Source organism: Nocardia sp. CC227C (genome assembly GCF_030767025.1).
Classification (GTDB): Bacteria; Actinomycetota; Actinomycetes; order Mycobacteriales; family Mycobacteriaceae; genus Nocardia.
The window spans coordinates 70727-95602 of sequence record NZ_JASITE010000011.1 but is presented as its reverse complement, the minus strand read 5'-3'; the positions used below and the strand labels follow the sequence as shown (position 1 = coordinate 95602).

General features: G+C 68.5%; 15 protein-coding genes and 1 pseudogene. All 16 read left to right on the top strand.

Translation table 11 applies throughout. The features are described 5' to 3' along the window. The first annotated feature begins 37 nt into the window (after nucleotides 1-37). The 16 genes and pseudogenes from QMO76_RS22425 to QMO76_RS22350 all read left to right on the top strand — a co-directional run bounded on the left by QMO76_RS22425 (nucleotide 38) and on the right by QMO76_RS22350 (nucleotide 24812). Nucleotides 38-592 (top strand): phosphatase PAP2 family protein, encoded by a 555-nt coding sequence (locus QMO76_RS22425; RefSeq protein WP_306363442.1) that lies wholly within the window; start codon nucleotides 38-40, stop codon nucleotides 590-592. 26 nt (nucleotides 593-618) lie between these two features. Next, nucleotides 619-1566 carry a decaprenyl-phosphate phosphoribosyltransferase gene (locus QMO76_RS22420; RefSeq protein ID WP_306363290.1) on the top strand — a complete coding sequence of 316 codons (948 nt, stop codon included), beginning with the start codon at nucleotides 619-621 and terminating at the stop codon, nucleotides 1564-1566. Between the two features lies 1 nt (nucleotide 1567). Then, nucleotides 1568-3562: a flagellar motor control protein ZomB gene (gene zomB / locus QMO76_RS22415; protein WP_372342043.1), complete on the top strand. Its 1995-nt coding sequence runs from the start codon at nucleotides 1568-1570 to the stop codon at nucleotides 3560-3562. Nucleotides 3563-4008: 446 nt separating this feature from the next. Beyond that, nucleotides 4009-5073 carry an alpha/beta hydrolase family protein gene (locus QMO76_RS22410; protein ID WP_306363289.1) on the top strand — a complete coding sequence of 355 codons (1065 nt, stop codon included), beginning with the start codon at nucleotides 4009-4011 and terminating at the stop codon, nucleotides 5071-5073. A 358-nt stretch (nucleotides 5074-5431) separates the two neighbouring features. Then, nucleotides 5432-6472, top strand: coding sequence for an alpha/beta hydrolase family protein (locus QMO76_RS22405; RefSeq protein ID WP_306363288.1), 1041 nt, complete (start codon nucleotides 5432-5434; stop codon nucleotides 6470-6472). Between the two features lie 152 nt (nucleotides 6473-6624). After that, nucleotides 6625-7602, top strand: a complete 978-nt coding sequence (locus QMO76_RS22400; protein ID WP_306363440.1) for an alpha/beta hydrolase family protein — start codon at nucleotides 6625-6627, stop codon at nucleotides 7600-7602. A 253-nt stretch (nucleotides 7603-7855) separates the two neighbouring features. Continuing rightward, on the top strand, nucleotides 7856-8890 hold the full coding sequence (locus tag QMO76_RS22395) for an alpha/beta hydrolase family protein (RefSeq protein ID WP_306363287.1): 1035 nt from the start codon (nucleotides 7856-7858) through the stop codon (nucleotides 8888-8890). Between the two features lie 272 nt (nucleotides 8891-9162). Then, nucleotides 9163-10965: pseudogene (locus QMO76_RS22390) on the top strand (alpha/beta hydrolase-fold protein); the annotation flags it as partial. Nucleotides 10966-11704: 739 nt separating this feature from the next. Further along, nucleotides 11705-12259, top strand: a complete 555-nt coding sequence (locus QMO76_RS22385; protein WP_306363286.1) for a DUF732 domain-containing protein — start codon at nucleotides 11705-11707, stop codon at nucleotides 12257-12259. Beyond that, nucleotides 12250-13230 carry a cutinase family protein gene (locus QMO76_RS22380; RefSeq protein ID WP_372342053.1) on the top strand — a complete coding sequence of 327 codons (981 nt, stop codon included), beginning with the start codon at nucleotides 12250-12252 and terminating at the stop codon, nucleotides 13228-13230. Before QMO76_RS22385 ends, QMO76_RS22380 begins: the two co-directional genes overlap by 10 nt. A gap of 174 nt (nucleotides 13231-13404) precedes the next feature. Further along, nucleotides 13405-14424: an LLM class F420-dependent oxidoreductase gene (locus QMO76_RS22375; protein WP_306363284.1), complete on the top strand. Its 1020-nt coding sequence runs from the start codon at nucleotides 13405-13407 to the stop codon at nucleotides 14422-14424. A 225-nt stretch (nucleotides 14425-14649) separates the two neighbouring features. After that, nucleotides 14650-16572, top strand: coding sequence for a long-chain-fatty-acid--AMP ligase FadD32 (gene fadD32, locus QMO76_RS22370; RefSeq protein ID WP_306363283.1), 1923 nt, complete (start codon nucleotides 14650-14652; stop codon nucleotides 16570-16572). A gap of 101 nt (nucleotides 16573-16673) precedes the next feature. Next, on the top strand, nucleotides 16674-21938 hold the full coding sequence (gene pks13, locus QMO76_RS22365; protein WP_306363282.1) for a polyketide synthase Pks13: 5265 nt from the start codon (nucleotides 16674-16676) through the stop codon (nucleotides 21936-21938). Nucleotides 21939-21957: 19 nt separating this feature from the next. Then, nucleotides 21958-23502, top strand: coding sequence for an acyl-CoA carboxylase subunit beta (locus tag QMO76_RS22360; RefSeq protein ID WP_306363281.1), 1545 nt, complete (start codon nucleotides 21958-21960; stop codon nucleotides 23500-23502). 164 nt (nucleotides 23503-23666) lie between these two features. Beyond that, complete coding sequence (locus QMO76_RS22355; protein WP_029930421.1) at nucleotides 23667-23867, top strand: DUF5988 family protein; 201 nt, start codon at nucleotides 23667-23669, stop codon at nucleotides 23865-23867. A 135-nt stretch (nucleotides 23868-24002) separates the two neighbouring features. Beyond that, nucleotides 24003-24812, top strand: a complete 810-nt coding sequence (locus QMO76_RS22350; RefSeq protein WP_306363280.1) for an alpha/beta fold hydrolase — start codon at nucleotides 24003-24005, stop codon at nucleotides 24810-24812. Nucleotides 24813-24876: the final 64 nt, after the last annotated feature.

Sequence of the window (24876 nt, the reverse complement as noted above, 5' to 3'; positions counted from 1 at the left end):
CATCTCCGACGTGGCATCCGAGCGCGCCGGGCTCGCGGTGGCCGAGCAGGACGGTTGCTGCGGCGGCGGCTGCTGCGATCAGCCCCGGCCGCCCGCCGAGGTCGCGATCATCAACGCGGTGCAGAGCCGGATCGGGACTCCGCGGGTGATCAGGGCGGCGCGCGGCATGTCGCACTTCGGTGAGCACGCACTGGGCTGGATGGCCATCGGCGCGGCCGGAGCGCTGGTCGACCGGAAGCGCCGCCGCCAGTGGGCCGGGGTCGCGGTCGGCGCGTTCGGCTCGCACGCGGCCTCGGTGGTGATCAAGCGGATCGTGCGCCGCCCGCGGCCCAACGACCCGTCGGTGCAGGTCAATGTGTCGACCCCGAGCAAACTGAGCTTCCCGTCCTCGCACGCGACATCCACGACCGCGGCGGCTGTGTTGCTCGGCAGGCTCACCGGGCTACCCTTGCCTGCGGTGCTCGTCCCGCCGATGCTGCTCTCCCGGGTCGTCCTCGGAGTGCACTACCCGTCCGACGTGCTCGCCGGTTCCGCGCTGGGCGCCGCATCAGCCGCCGCAGTGCTAGCCGCCGAAAAGAGACTCGCCAAGTGACGACACAGGAAAGAGCCGACGTTGATATGAGCGAAGAGCCGACCAGCACCGACCTGGACGAGGCGGTCGTCAAGGGTCCGCCGAAGACCTTGGCCGGCGGTCTGATCAAGGCCGCGCGCCCGCGCCAGTGGGTGAAGAACGTGCTGGTCCTGGCCGCGCCGCTGGCCGCGGGCAAGACCGCCGCCGGTGATCTGGTGATCGGCGACTGGACGGTCATCTGGCACGTCGGCATCGCGTTCGTGGTGTTCTGCCTCGCGGCCTCGGGCATCTACCTGGTCAACGACGCGCTCGACGTGGAGGCCGACCGGGCGCATCCGACCAAGCGCTACCGGCCGATCGCGGCCGGTGTGGTGCCGGTCAATCTGGCCTACGCGCTGTCGGCGGTGCTGCTCGTCGGCTCGATCCTGCTGTCGTTCGTGGCCTCCTGGAATCTGGCCGTGGTGATGGCCGTCTACATCGGCATCCAGCTGGCCTACTGCTTCGGCCTCAAGCACCAGGCCGTGCTCGATATCTGCATCGTCTCCTCCGGTTTCCTGCTGCGCGCGGTGGCCGGCGGCGCGGCGGCGGATATCGCGCTGTCGCAGTGGTTCCTGCTCATCATGGCGTTCGGTTCGCTGTTCATGGCGGCGGGCAAGCGCTATGCCGAATTGAAGATCGCGCTCGACACCGGCGCCAAGATCCGCAAGTCGCTGCAGTACTACACGCCGACCTACCTGCGTTTCGTCTGGACCCTCGCCGCCACCGCCGTGGTGGTGTTCTACGGTCTGTGGGCGTTCGAACAGGGGCGTGCCAAGGACACCGAGTGGTTCGCCATCTCGATGATCCCGTTCACCGTCGCGATCATGCGGTACGCGGTAGACGTCGACGGCGGTGAAGCCGGTGAGCCCGAAGAGATCGCCCTGGGGGACAGGGTCCTCCAGTTCCTCGCAATCGCCTGGATCGGAGCGGTAGGTGTCGCTGTCTATCTCACCTGATGTGGTAGCGGGACAAGTGCGGGAAGAAGACGAGGACAACCCGACGCGGGCATTGCCGGTCGGGCGGTCCCGGCATGCCGACGCGTCGGCGCGCCGCTTCACGCGACTATCCCGCGCCACATTCGCCGGTGGGATCGTGCTGGCCGCCACGCTGTTCGCGGTCGGCGGCTGGCAGCGGCGCTGGATCGCCGACGACGGCCTGATCGTGCTGCGTACCGTGCGCAACCTGCTCGCGGGCAACGGGCCCGTGTTCAACGCGGGCGAGCGCGTCGAGACGAACACGAGCACGGCCTGGACCTACATCGTCTGGTTCTTCAGCTGGCTCACCCAGATCCGGCTGGAGTACGTGGTGCTCGCGATCGCGCTGACCCTGTCGGTGGGCGCGATCGTGTTCGCCATGCTCGGCGCGGCCAGGCTGTGGGGCGGCGCCGGCTCGGCGCTGCTGCTGCCCGCGGGCGCGCTCGTCTACATCGCGGTGCCCCCGGCCCGCGACTACGCCACCTCCGGTCTGGAGTCCAGCCTGGTCATCTTCTGGCTGGCCCTGCTGTGGTGGTGGATGATCCGCTGGTCGCAGGCCGAACGGGTGCGGCTGGCCAATTTCTTCGGGCTGGTGTTCACCGCCGGTCTGGCCCCGCTCGTCCGGCCGGAGATGACGCTGGTCGGTGCGCTGGCGCTGCTCATGATCTTCTGCGCGCCGCTGCCGGAGACCCGGCTGCGGCCCATGGTGTTCCGCGGTCTGATCGTCGCGGTCGCGGGCCTGCTGCCGGTGGGCTACCAGATCTGGCGGATGGGCTACTACGGGCTGCCCTACCCGAATACCGCGGTCGCCAAGGACGCGGGCGGGGCCAAATGGGGGCAGGGCTTCGTGTACCTGTGGAATCTGCTGGGGCCGTACTGGCTGCTGCTGCCGCTGGCGCTGCTGTTGATCGTCGGCGTGGTGGCGTGGCGGACCGTGTCGCCGTCGCGGTACGCGCCCGCGGTCTCGGCTTCGGACTCGGACTCGGCTTCGGGCGTGCGCGCCCGCCTGCACCGCGTCGGCGTCCGGCTGCGCACCCCCGGTGCGGTGGTGGCGCTGGTGCTGGTGAGCGGAATCCTGCTCGCGCTGTACCAGATCCGGGTCGGCGGCGACTTCATGCACGGCCGGGTGCTGCTGCCCCAGCTGTTCCTGCTGTTGCTGCCGGTCATGGTGATCCCGGTGCGCGCGCCGCGGTGGGATCCGGCGGCGGAGTCGGCGCTGCGGCGGATCGACTGGGTCTTCGTGGCGATCGTGGCCGCCTGGATCGGCACCGTGGGCTGGGCGCTGTTCGCCTGCAACACCACCGCCATCAAGAGCGGTACCAAGATCGACTCGTCGGGCATCGTGGACGAGCGGGTGTACTACGTGCTCAACACCGGCCACGACCACCCGATCCGGGCCGAGGACTACCTCGACTACCCGCGCATGCGGGCCATGATCGACGACATCGCCAACAACCCCAACGGCGGCCTGCTGCTGAATTCGCCGTCGTTCATGTTCTGGTACATCGCACCGCCGCCGCAGCCGATTCCCGACGGCGGCGCCGGACATACCGTTTTCTTCCTGAACCTCGGCATGACCAGCATGAACGTTCCGCTCGACGTGCGGGTCATCGACCCGATGGGCCTGGCCTACCCGTTGGCCGCGCACACCGATCGGCTGGTCGACGGCCGCATCGGCCACGACAAGAGCCTGTATCCGGACTGGGTGATCGTCGATGCCGGCATGGTGGACAAGAAGCCGTGGATGCCCTGGTACCTGGACGAGAAGTGGGTGACCCAGGCCCGCACGGCGATGTCCTGCCCGGACACCGTCGCGCTGCTCATCTCGTCCCGGGAACCGCTCACCTTCGAGCGGTTCCGGCACAACCTGAAGCATGCCCTCGACTTCGCCTCCTACCGCATCGAGCGGGTGCCGAAGTACGAGATCCAGCGCTGCGGTCTGGTGGATCCGACGACACCGCCGCCCGCGCCCCGATAGCAACGACCGTGCCGCGCCCCCTTCGAGCCGCGAAGGGGGCGCGACGCGTTGTCCGGCCGACGGATCGGCGATAGCGGAAACGAATGAGGAGGTTCGATCTCCGTATCGGCCTCCGCGACGACGGTCGCGATGAACGACAATTGTGTGATTCACCGCATCCCCACGGTCAGGACCATGACCTCGGTAGGGTGCGGTAGACGGTTCACCGTCCGCCCGGGTCCGTGTCGCCGCCCGCGACACGCGAACTTCCGGACAAACCGTGCGTTGTCTCACCTTTATCTCGTTTTGGTAACGCTCCGTGACGTCGGGCGCGATACGCTCATCGAGATGAACGCCCGCCGCGGCCGCATGCCCGCATGCGCCGTGGCCGTTAGCGCAAGATGCCGCCGAGTTCTTTTTCGGCAGGGGAAGGTCCGGCGGCACAGACCGAAAGGCCGGACACACATATGCGAGGCGTGGATAGACGTCGGAGATCCCGCGGCTGGTTCAAGAAATCGGTAGTGGGCGTGGCTCTGGCGATGTTGCTGCCGTTCGGGGTGTCGGTGGCAGGCGCGGGGACCGCTTCCGCCGCGTTCAACCCGGATGGGTTCGACTTCTGGGTCGACTCCAGCATGGGACCCATCAAGTCGCGCGTCTTCCGCGCGGCCGACGGCAACACCAACCGTGTCGTGTACGCCCTGGACGGCATGCGCGCCCGCGAGGACCTGAACGGCTGGGAGATCGACACCGAGGTCGCCCGGTCCCTCACCGCCGCCAATATCAATGTGGTGATGCCGGTCGGCGGCCAGTCCAGCTTCTACGCCGACTGGAACGCCCCCAGCACCATCTTCGGCCTGCCCGCCGGTTCCTCCTCCGGTTCCTCGGGCTCGGCGTCGGGCTCCTCCTCGGGCTCGGGCGCGTTGCAGCTGGCCGCGGGCGGTCCGGGCAAGAGCTACACCTACAAGTGGGAAACGTTCATCACCCAGGACCTGCGCAACGCCCTGCGGGACCGCCTCGGCTTCAGCCCGTACCGCAATGGCGTGTTCGGCCTGTCAATGGGCGGCTCCGGCGCGCTGACCCTGGCCGCCTACCACCCGGACCAGTTCAGCTTCGCGGGGTCGTTCTCGGGCTACCTGAACATCTCCGCGCCGGGTATGCGGGAGGCCATCCGCGTCGCCATGGTCGATGCGGGCGGCTACAACGTGGACGCCATGGCCCCGCCGTGGGGGCCGCAGTGGCTGCGCATGGACCCGTTCGTCTTCGCGCCGCGCCTGGTCGGCAGCAACACCCGCCTGTGGATCGCCGCCGCCAGCGGCCTGCCCAACGGCGACCCGGTCGCCTTCTCCACCCTGAACGGCATGGGCCTGGAGGCCCTGGCCCTGGCCAACACCCGCGCCTTCCAGGTGCGCATGGCCACCCTGGGTGCGAACAACGTGCACTACGACTTCCCGGCGTTCGGCATCCACAACTGGCGCAACTGGGAAGACCAGGTCAACCGCATGATCCCGGATCTCTCCGCCAATATCGGCTAGGAGGCTCCCAGTACCGAGTCGTCCCGCGATCACCGAGGCTGTGATCGCGGGACGACTTGTTTCGCAAGGTTCGGGGTAACTCACCGGGTACGCCCGAAATCGGATTGGCACACGACCGCCGGCACGCGTGCGCGATGGTCGACGGCACTCAGCCGTGCGCCGAAGTCGCGGAGAGGCGGTACAGACTCGCCGGGGGCGACACGCGGAACGGGATCGGTCAGACGTCCGATACTCGATTCGTATCGAAGATCAAGTGAGCGCTGCCGGCGCTCGATGGATCTGCACTGCTCGAAGAACTGCTCGGAACGACGCCCGGGGCGGCTGCCGCGGGTGACTGCTCGGACGGAGGTCGAGGTCGATGCGTGGTACGAGGTTGAGGAAATCGGTGCTGGGGATCGCGGCGGCGCTATTGCTGCCGCTGGGGCTCTCCGCACCGCTGGCACCGCAGGCGGCCGCCGCCTTCGACCCGTCGGGCTTCGACTTCTGGGTGGACTCCCCGGCCATGGGTCCGATCAAATCCCGCATCTTCCGCGCGGCCGACGGCAACACCAATCGCGTCGTCTACGCCCTCGACGGCATGCGCGCCCCGGAGACCCTCAATGGCTGGGAGATCGAGACCAATGTCGCCCAGGTGTTGACCAGCTGGAACATCAATGTGGTCATGCCGGTCGGCGGCCAGTCCAGCTTCTACGCCGACTGGAACGCCCCCAGCAATTTCTTCGGGGTGCCGCCCGGTGCGGCGGGCTCGGTCACCGGTTCGGGTGCGACCGAGGCGTTCATGGCCGGTCCGGGCAAGAGCTACCGGTACGAGTGGGAGACCTTCCTGACCAACCACCTGCGCTGGGCGCTGCGTGACCGCCTGGGCTTCAATCCGCACCGCAACGGCGCGTTCGGCCTGTCCATGGGCGGCTCGGCGGCGCTCACCCTGGCCGCCTACCACCCGGACCAGTTCAGCTTCGCGGGGTCGTTCTCCGGCTACCTGAACATCTCCGCGCCGGGTATGCGGGAGGCCATCCGCGCCGCCATGGTCGACGCGGGTGGCTACAACGTCGACTCCATGGCCCCGCCGTGGGGGCCGCAGTGGCTGCGCATGGACCCGTTCGTCTTCGCGCCCACGCTGATCGCCAACAACACCCGCCTGTGGATCGCGGCGGGCAGCGGCGTGCCCATGCAGCAGGACCTCCAGCAACCGTTCGGGGTGGCCGCCGACCGCGTGATCCGCGGTGCGCCGCTGGAGGCGCTCGCGCTGGCGAACACCCGGGCCTTCCAGGTGCGCATGATGTCGCTGGGGGCCCGGAACGTGGTCTATTCGTTCCCCAACGTGGGCCTGCACGCCTGGACGAATTGGCAGGACGAGGCGTATCGAATGATTCCGGATCTGTCGGCGAATATCGGCTGAATTCTCGCTCGTTCAGCCCCCTTGCGAACTATCACGATTCGGCAACCGAAGGCGTTTCGTGGCCGGTCGGAAACGTAGCTGCGCCTTAGCTGGGCGGCAAGGCGTGTGCGTTTCGGTTGCGGTCAACGATGATCGGCGGAGGGCGAAGTGTGATGCGGTTCGGGCTCGGCTCCATACGTGCGACGGTGGCGGCGGCGGTCGCCGCGCTGGCGGTCCCCTTGGCGGCGGCGGTGGGCGGGGTGAGCGCACCCGCGTCGGCCGCCTTCGATCCGGGCGGCTTCGATTTCTGGGTGGATTCCAGCATGGGGCCGATCAAGTCGCGCATCTTCCGCGCGGCCGACGGCAATACCCAGCGCGTGGTGTACGCCCTCGACGGCCTGCGGGCCCGCAACGACCTGTCCGGCTGGGAGGTCGACACCGATATCTCCCGCGTGCTCACCGCCTGGAACATCAATGTGGTGATGCCGGTGGGCGGCCAGTCCAGCTTCTATTCCGACTGGGTGGCGCCCAGCAACACCAACGGCCAGCAGGTGCGCTACGCATGGGAGACATTCCTGACCCAGGACCTGCGCAATGCGCTCGCCACCCGGCTGGGCTTCAACCCGCGCGGCAACGGGGTGTTCGGCCTGTCCATGGGCGGCAGCGCGGCGCTGGTGCTGGCCGCCTACCACCCGGATCAGTTCCGTTATGCCGCATCATATTCCGGTTATCTCAATATTTCCGCGCCGGGTATGCGTGAGGGGTTGCGGGCGGCCATGCTGGATGCGGGCGGCTACAACATCGACGCCATGTGGGGTCCGCCGTGGAGTGAATTGTGGCTGCGCAACGACCCCTTCGTTTTCGCGGAACGGCTGCGCGCCAATGGAACCCGCCTGTGGATATCGTGTGGAAACGGACTGCCCGGTGCTCGGGACCAGGTGCGTCATCCCATCGACGCCTACCACATCGGCAATGCCATGGGCCTGGAGACCGTCGCTCTCGCGAATACCCGCGCCTTCCAGGCCCGGCTCGACAGCCTCGGCCCGCACAACGCCCACTTCGACTACACCTCGGACGGCATCCACAACTGGTTCTACTGGCAGGATCAGGTCCTGAAGATGCTGCCGGACCTGAGCGCGAACATCGGTTAGCCGTAACGTTTTTCCGTTTGCCGCGACAGTTGGTGCGAACCACGATAAGGTCACCGCACGATAACGGTCATCGAGTGGGCGGATTTCGGCCACGTGATTGGCTCGGTCTTGCTAAGGCAATCACGGTCGAATATCGTCCAGCGAGCGCAAGTGTGACCACATCGTGGTAGCGCCGTCGTTGGCACCGGAGAGTCGGGATCCGTGCGAGCGGCTCGAGCGCACCGGCCACAACAGCAGAAAGAGAGCAGTATTCATGCGTTTCGGCAGGACCGCCGCGCGGGTGGAGTCGGGACGGCGGGGCGCGACCCGCGGTTGGAGCAAGCGGATGCTGGCCGCCGGAGCGGCCGCGCTGGCACTGCCGCTCGCCGCCGGTGTGGCGGCCCCGACGCTCGCTACCGCCGCCCCCGTCCACGGACCGGTATTGCGAGCCCCGGCGGGCGGTTACGAAGAACTGATGGTCCCGTCCAGCATGGGCCCGATCAAGGTTCAGGTGCAGTGGGCCAGCCAGGGCGGCAGCGCCGCGCTGTACCTCCTGGACGGCATGCGCGCCCGCGACGACCGCAATGCCTGGGCCAATGCCGACGAGGGCGGCGCACCCCAGCTGTTCGCCAATGACAACGTCACCGTCGTGATGCCGGTCGGCGGTCAGTCCAGCTTCTACACCGACTGGTACTCGCCGTCGAACACCAACGGCCAGAAGTACACCTACAAGTGGGAGACCTTCCTCACCAAGGAACTGCCGCAGTTCCTGGAGGGCTACGGCGTCTCCCGCACCAACAACGCCATCGCCGGCCTGTCCATGGGCGGTTCGGCCGCCCTCATGATGGCCGCCTACCACCGCGAGCAGTTCAAGCACGCCTCCTCGTTCTCGGGCTACCTGAACATCTCCGCGCCGGGCATGCGCGAGGCCATCCGCATCGCCATGCTGGACGCGGGCCGCTTCAACGTGGACTCGATGGCCGCGCCGTGGAGCCCGCAGTGGCTGCGCATGGACCCCTTCGTCTTCGCGCCGCAGCTGAAGAACCTGCCCATGTACATCTCGGCCGGTTCCGCGCTGCCGGGTCAGTACGACCGCCCGGCCTCGGCGGTCGGCGTGTTCAACACCGGGAACGCCATGGTGCTCGAGGCGCTGTCGCTGGTGAACACCCGTGCCTTCCAGGCTCGCCTGGGTCAGCTGGGCATCGGTGCCCGCTACGACTTCCCGGCGACCGGTACCCACACCTGGCTGTACTGGCGCGATCAGCTGGCGAACGCGCGCCCGGATATTCTGCGCGCGCTCGGAGTCTGATAGTCGGAGTCCGATAGTCGGAGTCCGATAGTCCGACACCGGTCTGATAGTCCGACACCGGAACGCAGGCGGCGGCCGACCTCGAAAACGAGGTCGGCCGCCGCTTTTCGTGGTCTATCGGCGGGGTCGGGCGGCGTCACAATTGCGCCGAAAGCGCATTCCGTGCCGGACATCTTCCGCCAACCGGGACCGATTACCGCGCGTCTTCCCGGTCTTTGCCTCGTTTTGGAGGTACAAACACTCCTGTGACTGGTGTTGTTCGTGAGGCGAAATTGGTACGGCGCTGGGTCGCCTGTGCCGTCGCCCTGCTGCCGTTGGCGGCGGGGATCGCCATCGCGGGTCCGGTCGCGGCCGCCCCCGAGGCCGCCGTATCGGCTCCGGCGACCGTGCAGCGGGCGGTGTGGCTGACCGACCGGCGAGTCGCGCTGTGGGTGCATTCGCCCGCCATGAACGAGGCGGTGCAGATTCAACTGCTGCTGGCGCGGGACTGGAACACCCGCCCGGACGCGAAATTCCCGGTGCTGTACCTGCTCGACGGGCTGCGCGCCCAGGACGACGAGAACGGCTGGACCAAGGACGCGAGCGCCGACGAATTCTTCGCCGACAAGAACGTCACCGTGGTACTGCCGGTGGGCGGCCAGTCCAGTTTCTACGCCGACTGGCTGCAACCGAACAACGGCCACAACTACAAGTGGGAGACCTTCCTGACCGAGGAACTCCCGCCGCTGCTGGAGGGCCAGTGGCGCGCCACGAATGTGCGTGGTGTGGAGGGTCTTTCGATGGGCGGCACGGCGGCCATGTTCCTGGCCGCGCGCAATCCCGGCTGGGTGCGCCACGCCGCCTCCTACTCCGGCTTCCTGACCCTCACCACGCTCGGTATGCCGCAGGCGGTGAATTTCGCCATGCGCGACGCGGGCGGATTCGATTCCGAGGCCATGTTCGGGCCGCCCACGAGTCCGCTGTGGGCCGAACACGATCCGTATCAGCTGGCGGACAAGCTGAAGGACATCAGCCTGTATGTCTCCAGTGGCAGCGGCACCGCGGGCGCGACCGACCCGCTCTCCGATATTCCGGGCATCACCACCAATTACGCCGGTATGGGCCTGGAGGTGCTGTCGCGGCTGACGACGCAGAATTTCGTCGCCAAACTCAACAAGATCAGTATTCCGGTGCAGGTGAATTACCGCGCCTCCGGCACCCATACCTGGCCGTACTGGGATTTCGAGATGCGGCAGTCCTGGCCGCAGGCCGCGGCGGCGCTCGGCGTGGACGCCACACCCGCCGACTGCGCGGTGGGCGGCGCGATCGCCGGGGCGGTGCAGGCCAACAACTGGCTGGGCGGCTGTCTGACCGGCGAATACCAGGTGCCGGGCGGAATCGCCCAGGACTTCACCGGCGGGCGGGTGTTCTATTCGCAGGACACCGGCGCGATCCCGACCGGCGGCATGATCGGCGGCAGCTATCAGGGCACGGCCGGACCGGGATCCGGACTCGGCATGCCGACCGGCGGTGAGGCGGCGCTGCCCGACGGTCGCGGCCGCTTCCAGCCCTTCCAGCACGGTTTCATCTACTGGACCCCGGCGACCGGGGCGCATCCGGTGCGCGGCGCGATCCTCGACGAGTGGGCCCGGCTGGGGTACGAGGGCGGTCCGGCCGGGTATCCGACCGGGGCCGAGCAGGCCACCCCGCACCGGGACGGCGTGGTGCAGGGCTTCGAGCACGGTCCGATGTACTTCAGCCCCGCGACCGGCGCGCATCTGGTGCAGGGGCTGATCCTCGGCAAGTACGCCCAGCTCGGCTTCGAGAACAGCGTCTTCGGCTTCCCGACCGCCGGGGAGGTCGGCCTGAAGGACTTCGGCCGGATGAGCCGGTTCGAAGGCGGCAATATCTACTGGAGTCCGCTGTCGGGCGCGTGGGGCGTGCGCAATGGCGCGATCATGGACGCCTGGGGCGCACTGGGTTTCGAGAACGGTCAGCTCGGCTTCCCGACCGGCGACGAAACCGAGATCCCCGGCGGCAGCCAGCAGACGTTCCAATTCGGCACGGTCGTCGTCAAGGACGACAAGGCCCAGGTGGTCGCCATCGACGGTCGCCCCATCGCCCTGCCCGGCCCGCCGCCCGCGCCCATCGACCAGCCGCGGCCGGACTCGGCCGCCCCGCCGCCCGGCCCGGAGGTCCCGGCCGCCCCGGCCGCGGCACCCGCGGCCCCGCCCGTCGCATCCGACGTCGCCGCATCCGAAGCCGCTGTGCCGCAACCCTCGGTGGCCGCGCCCGGGGCTCCGCCCGATGCGTCCCCGGCTCCCGCGTCCACCCCGGCCATCGCACCCGAGGCCACCGCACCCGAGGCCACCGCATCCGAGGCCATCGTGCCGCAGCCGTCCACCGCGGTGCCGGGGTCACCGTCGCCCGAGGTCCCGGCCGCGGCCCCGCAACCCCTGACCCCCGCCCCGGCCGCCGCCGCCCCGGACGCCATGCCCGCACCCGAACCGGAGCCCGTCCACGCGCCTCCCGTCGTGCTCGACATCCCTCCGGCGACCCCCGGCGGCCCGGCGGTGGTGCTCGACATCCCCCCGGCGACCGCGCCTCAGCGCACGCCCTGATTCTCCGCGCGGCCGGTGCGAGCCGCGGGTCGACACCCTTGCCGTGTCATATCCGCCCGCGCGGCCGAATGACGCAGGTCACCGCGTGTGGCAGCTCTGAGAATCGCATGAGGGTCGTTTTGCTGGGCAACACTTCTCGGTAGCTTGCCGCTAGCCTGGTGGCGACCTTGTGCCCTGGACGCTTGTGCCCTGATAGATCCGAGGAAGCGAACTCATGCAACGGACCCGTGGAAAAGTGATCGGCGTGGTGGCGGCGTGTGCCGCCGCCGGATTGCTGGCCGCCTGCGGCGATAACGATTCGACCGCGACGAGCACGCCCACGCTGTCCTCGACCACGTCGGCGAGTTCGTCGGCGGCGCCCACGACCACCGAGTCGGCCGCCCCCGAGTCGCCGCAGTCGACCGAATCGGCCGAACCCCCGGCCGAGCCCCAGGCCGAGCCACCGGCGGAGGAGAACACCGAGCGTCCGCAGCCGGTGCCGACCGAGTTCGTCACGCCGCAGAGCGACGCGCCCGCGCTGAGTGACAAGGACAAGACCTTCATCGAGGAACTGAACAAGCGCGGCGTGCACCCGTCCTCCCCGGATATCGCCCTGAGCGCGGGCAACCTGGTCTGCCAGGGCAAGTCCGAAGGCGCGCCCGAGGACCAGATCATCACCTACGTGACCGCCATCGCGGGCTCCGATCCCACCTTCGACCCGAGCAAGATGCCGGTCGAGGAGGCCGGGAAGATCTACTACGAAGTCGCCTCCGCGAGTTACTGCCGGTGACCCCGCGCCGCCGCTCCGCACGCCGGTCCGCACCGGCGGGATGCCTGCTGTTCCTGGCGGTGGTCGCGCTGATCATCGTCGTGGTGATCCTGCTGTGGTACCTGCTGGCGGGGCGGCTGCGCCTGCCCGGGCCGACACCGCCCGGGCCGAAGGAGCCGACCTCCCAGCCCGCGTCCTGTCCGGACGTGCTGATGCTGTCGGTGCCGGGCACCTGGGAGTCGTCCAGCAATGACGACCCCTACAACCCGTCGGCCAATCCGATCTCGCTCATGCTGAACATCTCCAACCCGATCCGGGAGCGGTTCCCGAACGAGCGGGTGGAGGTCTACAGCGTTCCGTACGTGGCGCAGTTCTCCAACCCGATCGCCATTCCGCCGGACGGCCAGCAGTCCTACAACAAGAGCCGTTCCGAGGGCGTCGCCCGCGCCACCGACAAGCTGGCGCAGACCCATCGGGAGTGTCCGCTCACCACCTACGTGATCGCGGGCTTCTCGCAGGGTGCCGTGATCGCCGGTGACCTGGCCGCGGATATCGGCGCCGGCAAGGGCCCGGTGCCCGCCGACAAGGTGCTCGGCGTGACCGTGATCGCCGACGGCCGCCGGATCGACGGGCCGGGGCAGGCCATCGAAGTCGGCAACGCCCCGCCGGGGGTGGGCGCGGAGGTCGCGCTCAAGGGCCTGAACGTTCCGGGCATCACCATGACCGGACCGCGGCCCGGCTTCGGCGAGCTGGCCGATCGCACCTACACCATCTGCGCTCCGGGCGATCTGATCTGTGATTCCCCGGATCAGGCACTGAACCCGGTCAACTTCCTCAGCAGTGTCGGCACCCTGGTGCGCGCGGCCGGGAATCCCGTGCACAGCCTCTACCACGGGTACGTGGTGGACGACAGCGGCACCACCGCCACCCAGTGGACGGTGAACTGGGCGGCCGGGCTCATCGAGGGCGCTCCGCACCCACCGCATTCGTGACCGGAACCACCTGGTCGGGCCGTCGTGGCGAACAACCCTCGGCATTGAGGGCTTGCGCCCGCCGACCGACCCCGTGGTTTGGCGCACAACCTGTAAAGTGCTCCGAGATTGTGACGCCGGTCGATGAGGCCCGGTGGCGCAGAGCAATCGATCTCAGCCAGGAGCATCAGTTCAATGACAGGAGTCGCCGTACCGGCCGGTCGTGAGACCGTGCCGAGTACACCGCCGCGGGCATTCCGCTTCGCGGCGGCCGGCGAGGGCAACCCGTCCGAAGGCGGCGCGCGCAAGTTCATCAAGCTCGCGCAGCGGGCCGAGGATTTCGGATACGACGCGTTCGCCGTGCCCGACGCCCTGGGTCCGCAGGTGGGTCCGATCGCGGCCCTCGGTGCCCTGGCGGTGGCCACGGACCGAATCCGGCTCGGAACCTCGATGCTGGCCAACGGTTTTCGGCATCCGGCGGTGCTGGCCAAGGAAGCAGCCACGCTGGACGTGCTGTCCCGGGGCCGACTGGAGCTGGGTGTGGGCGCGGGTTGGCTGGCCGACGACTTCGACGCGGCGGGCATCGACTTCGACGCACCCGCGGTGCGGCTGGAGCGCCTGGACGAGACCCTGACAATCCTGGACGTGCTGCTGCGCGGCCAGGAATGTCACTTCGAGGGCAAGCACTATCGGGTGCGGGGGATCAGGGGTGCGCCGCGACCGCGGCAGGGCCCGCGTCCCCCGCTGGCCACCGGCGGCGGCGGACCGCGCCTGCTGCGACTGGCGGCCCGGCACGCCGACATCATCTCGGTGGTGCCGCCCACCACGCCCGAAGGGCGGATGCTGCTGTCCGGTATCACGCTCGACCGAACCGTCGAGCGGGTACGGATCATCCGGGAGGCGGCCGGGCCGCGCTTCCCGGAGATCGAGTTGAACTGGGCGATCACGGCCGTGATCGTCACCGACGATCGGGAGCGCGCCGCTGCCATGGCGCTCGACGCGATCGACAAGGGCCTGCATCCCAACCTGGATGTGGACGTACGGTTGTCGGTGGAGCAGATCCTCGCGTCACCGTATGTGGCGATCGGCACCCACGAGCAGATCGCCGACCACATCCGCCGGGTGCGGCAACTCACATCCATGTCCTACGTGGGCGTATTTCCCACTCAAATGGAGGCATTCGCACCGGTGATCCCATTGCTGCGACATGAGTGAGCAGGTAGATCGGATCGCTCCGGACACTGGTCCGGCGCCTGCTCTGTAACATGTCCCTGGTTTGAGTACATCTAGCCAATAGGCGGTCACCGCGCAGACCGCAACAGAATTCTGCAGGTTGGCTCTTGCACGTTTAGAGCACCGGCGGGCGAAAGAGAGTCGGGGCCTCACAGGTGACAGCGGCCGTATCGCCGCCCCTGCTTCGTGTGCCTCGGAGGAGAAGGAATGGACGAGACTTTCGACGACTACCTGGACGAAACCGGGAAGATCACGATTCCCGAGGGCCGGACCCTGGTCGATTACGTCGAGAAGCACACGATCGGTAACGACGCCAACGATCTGGCGTACCGCTACATCGACTACTCGCGGGAGCGCGACGGCGAGTACCAGGACCTGACCTGGAGCCAGTTCGGCACGCGGCTGCGCGCGGTGGCCGCCCGACTGCAGCAGGTGACCAAGGAGGGCGATCGGGTCGCGATCCTCGCCCCCCAGGGGCTGGATTACGTCATCTCCTTCTTCGCCGCCATCTACGCGGGCTGTATCTCGGTGCCGCTGTTCGATCCGGACGAGCCGGGCCACACCGACCGTCTGCACGCCGTGCTCGGCGACTGCACGCCCTCCGCGATCCTGACGGCCAGCTCCTCCGCCGCCGGTGTTCGCCAGTTCTTCCGCGCGCTGCCCGCCGCTCAGCGTCCGCGCATCATCGCCGTCGACGCCATCCCCGACAGCGTCGGCGACACCTGGGTGCGTCCGGACATCACCGTGGACGACATCGCGTACCTGCAGTACACCTCGGGCTCCACCCGCGTCCCGGCCGGTGTGGAGATCACCCACCGCGCCGTCGGCACCAACCTGCTGCAGATGGTGCACGCCCTGGACCTGAACTGGAATTCCCGCGGCGTCACCTGGCTGCCGCTGTTCCACGACATGGGTCTGCTGACGGTGATCCTGCCCGCCGTGGGCGGCAAGTACATCACCATCATGTCGCCGTCGGCGTTCGTGCGCCGTCCCTCGCGCTGGATCAACGAGCTGGCGGCCGTGGCCGACGGGGCCGGAACCTTCGCCGCGGCACCGAATTTCGCCTTCGAGCACGCCGCCGCGCGCGGCCGCCCGCGCAACGGCGAGACCCTGGACCTGTCGAACGTCATCGGCCTGATCAACGGTTCCGAGCCGGTGACGGTCTCCTCGATGAAGAAGTTCAACGAGGCGTTCGCCCCGTACGGGCTGCCCAAGACGGCCATCAAGCCCTGTTACGGCATGGCCGAGGCCACCCTGTTCGTGTCGGCCACCCGCCACGAGGACGAGGCCAAGGTCATCTACGTCGACCGCGACGAGCTCAACGCGGGCCGGGTGAAGAAGGTGGAGCAGGGCACCCCCAACTCCATCGCACAGGTGAGCTGCGGTTACGTGGCGCATTCGCAGTGGGCCACCATTGTCGACGCCGAGACCATCGACGATCCCGAGGGTGCGCTGGAACTGGCCGAAGGCCGCGTCGGCGAGATCTGGCTGCACGGCAACAATATCGGCATCGGCTACTGGGGTCGTGCGGACGAGACCCAGAAGACCTTCCGCAACCGCCTGGTGCGCCGGCTGCCCGAGGGCAGCCACGCCGAGGGCACCCCGGCGGACGCGCACTGGATGCGCACCGGCGACTACGGCGTGTACATCGACGGCGAGCTCTACATCACCGGCCGCGTCAAAGACCTGGTGATCGTGGACGGCCGCAACCACTACCCGCAGGACCTGGAGTTCTCCGCGCAGGAGGCGTCCACCGCGCTGCGGCCGGGCTTCGTCGCCGCCTTCGCCGTCCCGGCGAACCAGCTGCCCGCCGAAGTCTTTGCCGCCGACAGCCATTCGGGCATCAGCTTCGACGCCGACGACGCGTCCGAGCAGCTGGTCATCGTGGCCGAACGCGGTCCGGGCGCGGGCAAGGCCGATCCGCAGCCGATCGCCGACGCGGTGCGCGCGGCGGTCTCGCAGCGGCACGGCGTGACCGCCCGCGATATCCTGCTCGTCCCGGCGGGCTCGATTCCGCGCACCTCCAGCGGCAAGATCGCGCGCCGCGCGTGCAAGGCGGCATACCTGGAGGGCACACTGCGTGGTGGTTACACGCAGCAAGCTTTCCCCGATGCACCAGACGAGGAGTGAGGCCTAGTCTCACGAAGCAATGGCGCGGGTCCGGTGCGGCCCGCGCCATTCACTGCATTCAGTGCCGTGCACCCGACGCAGACAGGTAGCTTGAAGAACTGATGGCTGAGAACGAGGGCAACGTCCCCACCGAGACGATCGAGACCGCGGCAACCGAGGCGACCGCGACTGTCGAACGGGCCGCCGGTACCGATATGTCGGTCGCTGAGCTGCGAGAATGGTTGCGACGCTGGGTCGCCGACGCCACCGGTCAGCCCATCGAGAACATCACGGTGGACCGCCCGATGGAGGAATTCGGCCTCGCCTCCCGCGACGCGCTGGCCCTCGGCGGTGATATCGAGGATCTCACCGGCGTGGTGCTGAACGCGACCATCGTCTACCAGCATCCGACCATCGCCTCCCTCGCTGAGCGCATCATCAACGGTGAGCCGGACGCGCCGGAGGACACGCCGGACGATGCTTTCTATACGCAGGGCTATCAGCCGGGCGAGGCGCACGATATCGCCATTGTCGGCCTGTCGACCCGACTGCCCGGTGCGGGGGACACGCCGGAGTCGACCTGGGATTTCATCATCAAGGGCGGCGACGCCATTCGTGAACTGCCCGAGGGCCGCTGGGACGAGTTCAAGTCCGACCCGCAGGCCCGCGCGGCCATCGAGAACGGCAATACCAAGGGCGGCTACCTCGACCAGGAGGTGGTGAAGGGTTTCGACGCGGAGTTCTTCGCCATGTCGCCCATCGAGGTGGAGCGGGTCGATCCGCAGCAGCGGATCATGATGGAGCTGACCTGGGAAGCCCTGGAGCACGCGCGGATTCCCGCCAGCGATCTCAAGGGTGGTCCGGTCGGCGTCTTCATCGGCTCCTCGACCAGCGACTTCATGCTGGTCACGGCACTGGGCCTGGGTAAGGAACCCGATCCGAACGTGCCCTTGTCGGCCGAGGCGTACGCGCTGCTGGGCGCGTCCACCGGCATCATCGCCAACCGCGTCTCCTACTTCTTCGACTTCCGCGGCCCGTCGGTGACCATCGACACCGCCTGCTCCTCCACGCTGGTGGCGGTGCACGACGCGGTGCGGTCGCTGCGCAACGGTGATTCCGATGTGGCGCTCGCCGGTGGCGTGAACATGATTCTCGCCCCGATGGCCAGCCTCGGGTTCGATATCAACGGCGCGGTGGCCAAGGACGGCCACATCAAGGCGTTCTCCGCCGATGCCGACGGCATGGTGCGCTCCGAGGGTGCGGGCTTGGTGGTGCTCAAGCGCCTGGCCGACGCCGAACGCGACGGCGACACGATCTACGCCGTCATCAAGGGTTCGGCCGTCAACAACGACGGCCGCTCCAACGGCATCTTCGCGCCGAATCCGGACGCGCAGGCCGACGTGCTGCGCCGCGCCTACCGCGATGCCGGAATCGCGCCCTCCACCGTCGATTACATCGAGGCGCACGGCACCGGCACGCTGATCGGCGATCCCATCGAGGCCGACGCGCTGGGCCGGGTGGTGGGTCGCGGCCGCGAGGCCGACAAGCCCGCTCTGCTCGGATCGGCCAAGACGAACTTCGGTCACCTGGAGTCCGGCGCGGGTGCGGCCAGTCTCGCCAAGATCATTATGGCGTTGCAGCACAACGTGATTCCGCCCAATATCAACTTCGCCGGGCCGAACCCGTACATCCCGTTCGAGCAGGCGCATCTGAAGGTCGTCGAGCAGCCGACCGAATTCCCGCGCTACAGCGGCAAGGCCACCATCGGCGTCTCCGGCTTCGGCTTCGGCGGCACCAATGCCCACGTGGTCATCCAGGAGTACGTGCCGACCCCGGCCGTTCCGGAGAGCGCCGACACCGCCGATCTCGACAATTCCGGTCTCGACAACGAGGCCACCGATGTGCTGGCCGAGGCCGAGAAGTTGGTGGAAGCCGCCGCACCGGAGCCGGAGTGGGCCGAACGTGACGAGCCGCTGCCGGTGATCCTGCCGGTGTCGGCCTATCTGCCGTCGCGCCGCAAGCGCGCCGCCGCCGACCTCGCCGACTGGCTGGAGAGCGACGCGGGTAAGGACACCCCGCTGGAGAATGTGGCGCGGGCGCTGGCCAAGCGCAGCCACCAGCGTTCGCGCGGCGTCGTCATCGCCAAGAACCGCGAAGAGGCGATCGCGGGCCTGCGCGCCATCGCCGCCGGTAAGCCCGGCGCGGGCGTCTTCACCGCCGACTCCCCCGCCGCCGAGGGCCCGCTGTGGGTGATGGCCGGTTTCGGTGCGCAGCACCGGAAGATGGGCAAGCAGCTCTACCAGGAGAACCGCATCTTCCGCGAGACCGTCGACCAGGTCGACGAGCTGGTGGTGGACGAGGCCGGGTACTCGGTCAAGGAGATGATCCTCGACGACGCCCAGGACTGGGATATCGGCACCGGGCAGGTCGGCACCTTCACCATCCAGGTGGGTCTGGCGGCGGTGCTGCGCGCGCACGGCGCGGAGCCCGCGGGCGTGGTCGGCCACTCGCAGGGTGAGGTGGCCGGGGCCTACATCTCCGGCGGCATGAACCTGGAGGACGCGGTCCGCGTCATCTGCTCGCGCGGTCGCCTGATGGGCGAGGGCGAGGCCATGATCACCGACGACCAGGTGCGCAATATGGCGCTGGTCGAGCTGAGCGCCGCCGATATCGAGGCCATGCTGCCGGAGTATCCGGATGTGGAGGTCGCGGTGTACGCCGCGCCGACCAACACCGTGATCGGCGGCCCGCCGGATCAGGTGCACGCCATCGTCGCCAAGGTGGAGGAGCAGGGCAAGTTCGCCCGCGTGCTGCAGACCCGCGGCGCGGGCCACACCTCCCAGATGGATGTGCTGCTGGGTGAGCTCGCCGCCGAGCTGGCCGGTATCGAGCCGGCCAAGCTGAAGGTGGACCTGTACTCGACCGCCCACAAGGACACCGTGTACCGCGCGGGCCACGCCCCCGTGCACGATGTGGACTACTGGGTCACCAATATGCGCGGCTCGGTGTACTTCACCAATGCGGTGCGCCAGGCGGTGGACACCGGTATCACCACCTTCCTGGAGCTGGCCCCGAATTCCGTCGCGCTCATGCAGGTGCTGGGCACCACCTACGCGGCGGGCGTGCACAATGCCGCGCTCATCCCGACGCTGAAGCGCAAGGAGGACGAGTCGGCGGCCGTCATCGCCGCGCTCGCCCAGCTCTACGTCAACGGCCACCGGGTGAACCTGCCGTCGCTGCTGCCCGCGGGCGACTACGCGGATATTCCGCGGACGGCGTTCATGCGCAAGGAGTACTGGCCCAAGGTGGCTCTGGCCGGTGGCTCCGGCAACACCCGGGTGCCGGGCGCGCATGTGTCGCTGCCCGACGGCCGCCACGTGTGGGAGGTACAGGCCGGTGTCGTCACCGACCTCGACGCGCTCGTGAAAGCCGCTGCCGCGCAGGTGCTCTCGGACGTGCGGACCGGCGCTTCCTACGCCTACGGCCCCATTCCGGCGTCGGGCACCCTCACCACCACGCTCACCCCGTATCCGGGTGGCGCGGCGGCGCAGGTGCACGCCAAGGCGGGCAACTCGTTCACGCTGCTCTTCGACGGTGTCGTGACCTCCGGTGCCCCGCTGCCGGAACCCGTTGCCGCGCAACCGGTCCAGCAGGCGGCCGAGTCCGCTCCCGCCGAGGTCGCGGTGGCCGCGGCCGCGGGCGAGCGCTGGGATCCCAACGGTCCGCAGACCATCGAGGACCGCCTGGCCGTCATCGTCGCCGAATCCATGGGCTACGCCGTGGAGGACCTCCCCATGGAGATCCCCCTCATGGAACTGGGCCTCGACTCCCTGATGGCCATGCGCATCAAGAACCGCGTCGAATACGAATTCGACATCCCGCAACTCCAGGTGCAAGCGGTCCGCGACGCCAACCTGCTCGAGGTCGGCAAGGTGCTGCGCTACGCCATCGAGCACCGTGACGAGGTCGCGGCCCTGGCCGCCCGCCAGGCCTCCGGCGAAGGCGAAATCGCCGTGGACGCCGACTTCGTCTCCGCCGCCCGCGCCGCCATGGCCACCGGCGCGGACCCCTTGGCCGCCGCCCTCGGCACGTCCGACGCCGCGTCGGGACGGCCCGCTGCGGATGACGTTGTGTCGGGACAGCCCGCCGCCGCCGACGCCGCCGCGCCCGGCCGGCCGTCCGCCGACACCGCTGCGCTTGGGCAGTCTGCGCCAGGGGCGCAGGGTGGGCAAGCGCAGCACACTCCGAGCGAGAGCGATTCTCAAACGGGAACCGTCGAGGCCGCCCCTCCGGCAGCCGAAACCGACAAGGACAACGTTCCCCCGCGCGACGCCGCAGAACGCCTGACGTACGCCACCTGGGCCGTGGTGACCGGCAAATCGGCAGGCGGTATCTTCACCTCTCTGCCGATCCTGGACGACGACACCATGACCAAGCTGGCGGCCCGCCTGTCGGAACGCGTCAAGGCCCAGATCGACATCGACGAGCTGCGCGACGCCGAAACCATCGAGAAGATGGCCGATATCGTCCGTGGCTACCAGGACAAGGCCGACGTGGACGGCTTCGTGCGCACCCTGCGCGCTAGGGAGCCCGGCTCGGATGCTCTGCCGGTCTTCGTCTTCCATCCGTCCGGCGGCAACACTCTGGTCTACGAACCGCTGCTGAAGCGTCTTCCGACCGGTACACCCATGTACGGCTTCGAACGGGTCGAGGGCTCGATCGAAGAGCGTGCCCGACAGTACATTCCGGAGATCCGCAAGATCCAGCCCGAGGGGCCGTACGTTTTCTACGGTTGGTCGCTGGGCGCGGTCTTCGCGCTGTCCGTCGCCCAGATCATGCGTGCCGAGGGCGCGGATGTGCGCCTGGTCGGACTGATCGACCTCGCGATTCCAACCGAGCCCGAGGACAATTCGCCCGAGGCGCGGGTGGCTCGGATCAAGCGCTTCCAGGCGTTCGCCCAGAAGACCTACGGTTTCCAGGGCGAACTCGACGATGAGCAGATCGAGGAGTTGGCGGCCGCCAGCGACGAGGAGCAGTACCAGATCATCATCGAACTGGTGAAATTCGCGGGCGTCGACATTCCGGGCGGTGTGCTCGAGCACCAGAAGACGTCGTGGATCGAGGGGCGCGAACTTCAGAAGATCACTCCGTCGAGTTACGACGGTCACGTGGTTCTTTACCTCGCGGATCGCTACCACGACGGCATTATTGAGCTGGAGCCGCGATACGCACACCGACGTCCGAATGGCGGCTGGGATGAGCACATCCCGAATCTGGAGATCATCCACATTCCGGGTGACCACCTCCAGATCATCGACGAACCGCGCATCGCCACCATCGGTGCCGATTTGACGAAGAAGCTGACGGAGATCGATTCCGCGAATTAGGTTTCGCGAAAGGAGACCAGTGAGCACTACCGCCGAGAAACTCGCCGACCTGCGACAGAAGCTGGACGTCGCGAGGGAACCGGCGGGGGAAGCGGGAGTCGCGAAGCGGGCGCGCAAGGGTATCCCTTCCGCCCGTGACCGGATCAATATGCTGCTCGATCCGGGCACCTTCGTGGAAATCGGTGCGCTGGTACGCAACCCCGGTGACAAGAAGGCGCTGTACGGCGACGGCGTCGTCACGGGGCACGGTCTCGTCGACGGCCGCCCGGTGGCGGTGTTCTCCCACGATCAGACCGTCTACGGCGGTTCGGTCGGTGAGATGTTCGGCCGCAAGGTCGCGGGCATCATGGAGTTCGCCGCCAAGGTGGGCTGCCCGGTGGTCGGCATCAATGACTCCGGCGGTGCGCGTGTGCAGGAGGCGGTGACATCGCTGGCCTGGTACGCGGAGCTGGGGCGGCGTCAGGAGCCGCTGTCGGGTCTGGTGCCGCAGATCTCCATGATTCTGGGCAGCTGCGCCGGTGGCGCGGTGTACGCGCCGATCAATACCGATGTGGTGGTGGCGACCGAGGCCGCCTACATGTTCGTCACCGGCCCCAAGGTGATTCGCGAGGTCACCGGTGAGGATGTGAGCCTGGAGGAGCTCGGCGGCGCGCACAGCCAGGCGCAGTACGGCAATATCCACCATGTCGCCAAGGACGAGGAGGCGGCGTTCGGGTGGGTGCGCGACTATCTGTCGTACCTGCCGTCGAGCTGCCAGGAGTTGCCGCCGATCGTGAATCCGGGGCTGGAGCCGGAGATCACCGACACCGATCTGGAACTGAACTCGATCGTGCCCGACGCCGACAATGCCGGGTACGACATGCACGAGATCCTGTTGCGCATCTTCGACGACGGCGATTTCCACGAGTTCGGTGAGTCGGCGGGCAAGAACATGATCTGCGGTTTCGCCCGGGTGGACGGCCGCAGCGTGGGCGTGGTCGCCAATCAGCCGATGGTGTACGCGGGCGCGCTGGACGCCCGCGCGTCGGACAAGGCGGCGCATTTCATCCGGCTCTGCGACGCCTTCGAGATCCCGCTGGTGTTCGTGGTGGACACCCCGGGCTTCCTACCCGGCGTCGAACAGGAGAAGATCGGCGTCATCAAGCGCGGCGGCCGATTCCTGTTCGCCTTCGTCGAAGCCACCGTCCCCAAGGTGACCGTGGTGATCCGCAAGTCGTACGGCGGCGGCTACGCCGTCATGGGTTCCAAACAGCTCGGCGCGGATGTGAATCTGGCCTGGCCGACCGCCCGCATCGCGGTCATGGGCGCGGAGAGCGCGGTCAGCCTGATCGGCGCGAAGACCATCGACGCGGCCCCCGAGGAGCAGCGCGCCGCCATTCGCCAGCAGATGGTCGACTTCTACAACGCCACCGTCGCCACCCCGTGGGTGGCGGCCGAGCGTGGCTATATCGACGCCGTCATCGAACCGGCCACCACCCGCCTGGAGATCCGCCGCGCCTTGCACCTGCTCCGCGACAAAACCGTCGCCCGCAACCCCCGCAAACACCACCTGCTGCCGCTGTGACATCCGGCCGGTGTCGAGCGCGAGCCCACCCCGCCCGCGTCCGGCGCGCCCCTACCTCTTCCCTGCGCCAACAGCGCGGCAGCGCGGTGGGCGCTACCCCGTACGACACCCCGGATTACCGGGAATCGGTCAGTCGATAGCCCCGCATATGAGAGCCTTCAGCTATGAGCAGCAAACCGAAGGCCGTACTCGAAGGCGGGCCCGACGGCCTGAAGACGCGGATCGTCCCCATCACCCCGCCGGGCGTGGAACTGCGGGTGGCCTTCGAGGACGGCTACGAGCGGTTCAAGGTGACGCCGCGCTGGGCCGATACGCCGGAGGGTAGCCTGCCGGTGTACGAGTGGGTCGCCCATATCGCCCGGTGATGTCGGGCGTCGGTGATTCGGGCGGGTGCCCGGCACGGTAGCGCGCGGTGTGCTCCGCTGCGTCGGCGGGCGCGTCGGCGGGCGTGTCAGGTCGGTGTCAGGGCGGCGTCAGCCCCGCCGCCGACAGTGGTAGCCATGACGACGAACAACACCACCACCGCCCCTTCGGCCTGGACCGGCATGGTGCCGGTCGAGGACACCGCCCTGGCCGTCACCGACACCGGCGGCCCCGGGATTCCGGTGGTCTATCTCAACGGTCAGTTCGCCACCCGGGGCTATTGGAAGCGGGTTGTCGCCGAACTCGGTGCCGAGTTCCGCCACATCACCTTCGACGAGCGGGCGCGCGGCAAGTCGCGGCGTTCGGCCGACTACTCCTTCGAGGCCGCCGTCCGGGATGTGGATGCCGTCCTGGCGGCCCGGGGTGTGGACCGGGCGCTGGTGGTGGGCTGGTCCTACGGGGCGCTCGTCGGCGCGCACTGGGCCGCCCGCAATCCGGATCGTGCCGTGGGCGCGGTGCTGGTCGACGGCGCGTTCCCGTACGACTGGCTGGACGACGCCATGGAGCGGCGGATCCGCAAGCTGTTCCAGCGGTTGAACTGGGTCATGCCGCTGCTGCGTCCGACGCGCCTGACGCCGCGCATGTCGGCGGCGCAGCAGGCCGAGAGCAATATCGAACTGGGCAGGCTCTCCCGCGAGCGCGAGCTGGGTCCGGTGCTGGACGGCATCGGCGTGCCGACCCGCTATGTGGTGGCCTCGGGGAAGTCCTTCGGCAGCCGTGGCGACGAGCAGGAACGCATCCGCACCAGCCTCGACGCGGTGTGCGCCCGCAACCCGCGCATCCGCGTCAGCGCGAAGGTGACGAGCAACCATTCCCACCTGTTGCGCAGGGACTTTCGCGCCATCGCGGCGGCGGTCCGGGAAACGGCGGCCGCGGGGCGGCGCTGAATGGCCACAGCGTCCGCGCGATGCGACAGCGCCCCCTCCCAGCGGATGCCGGAAAGGGGGCGCG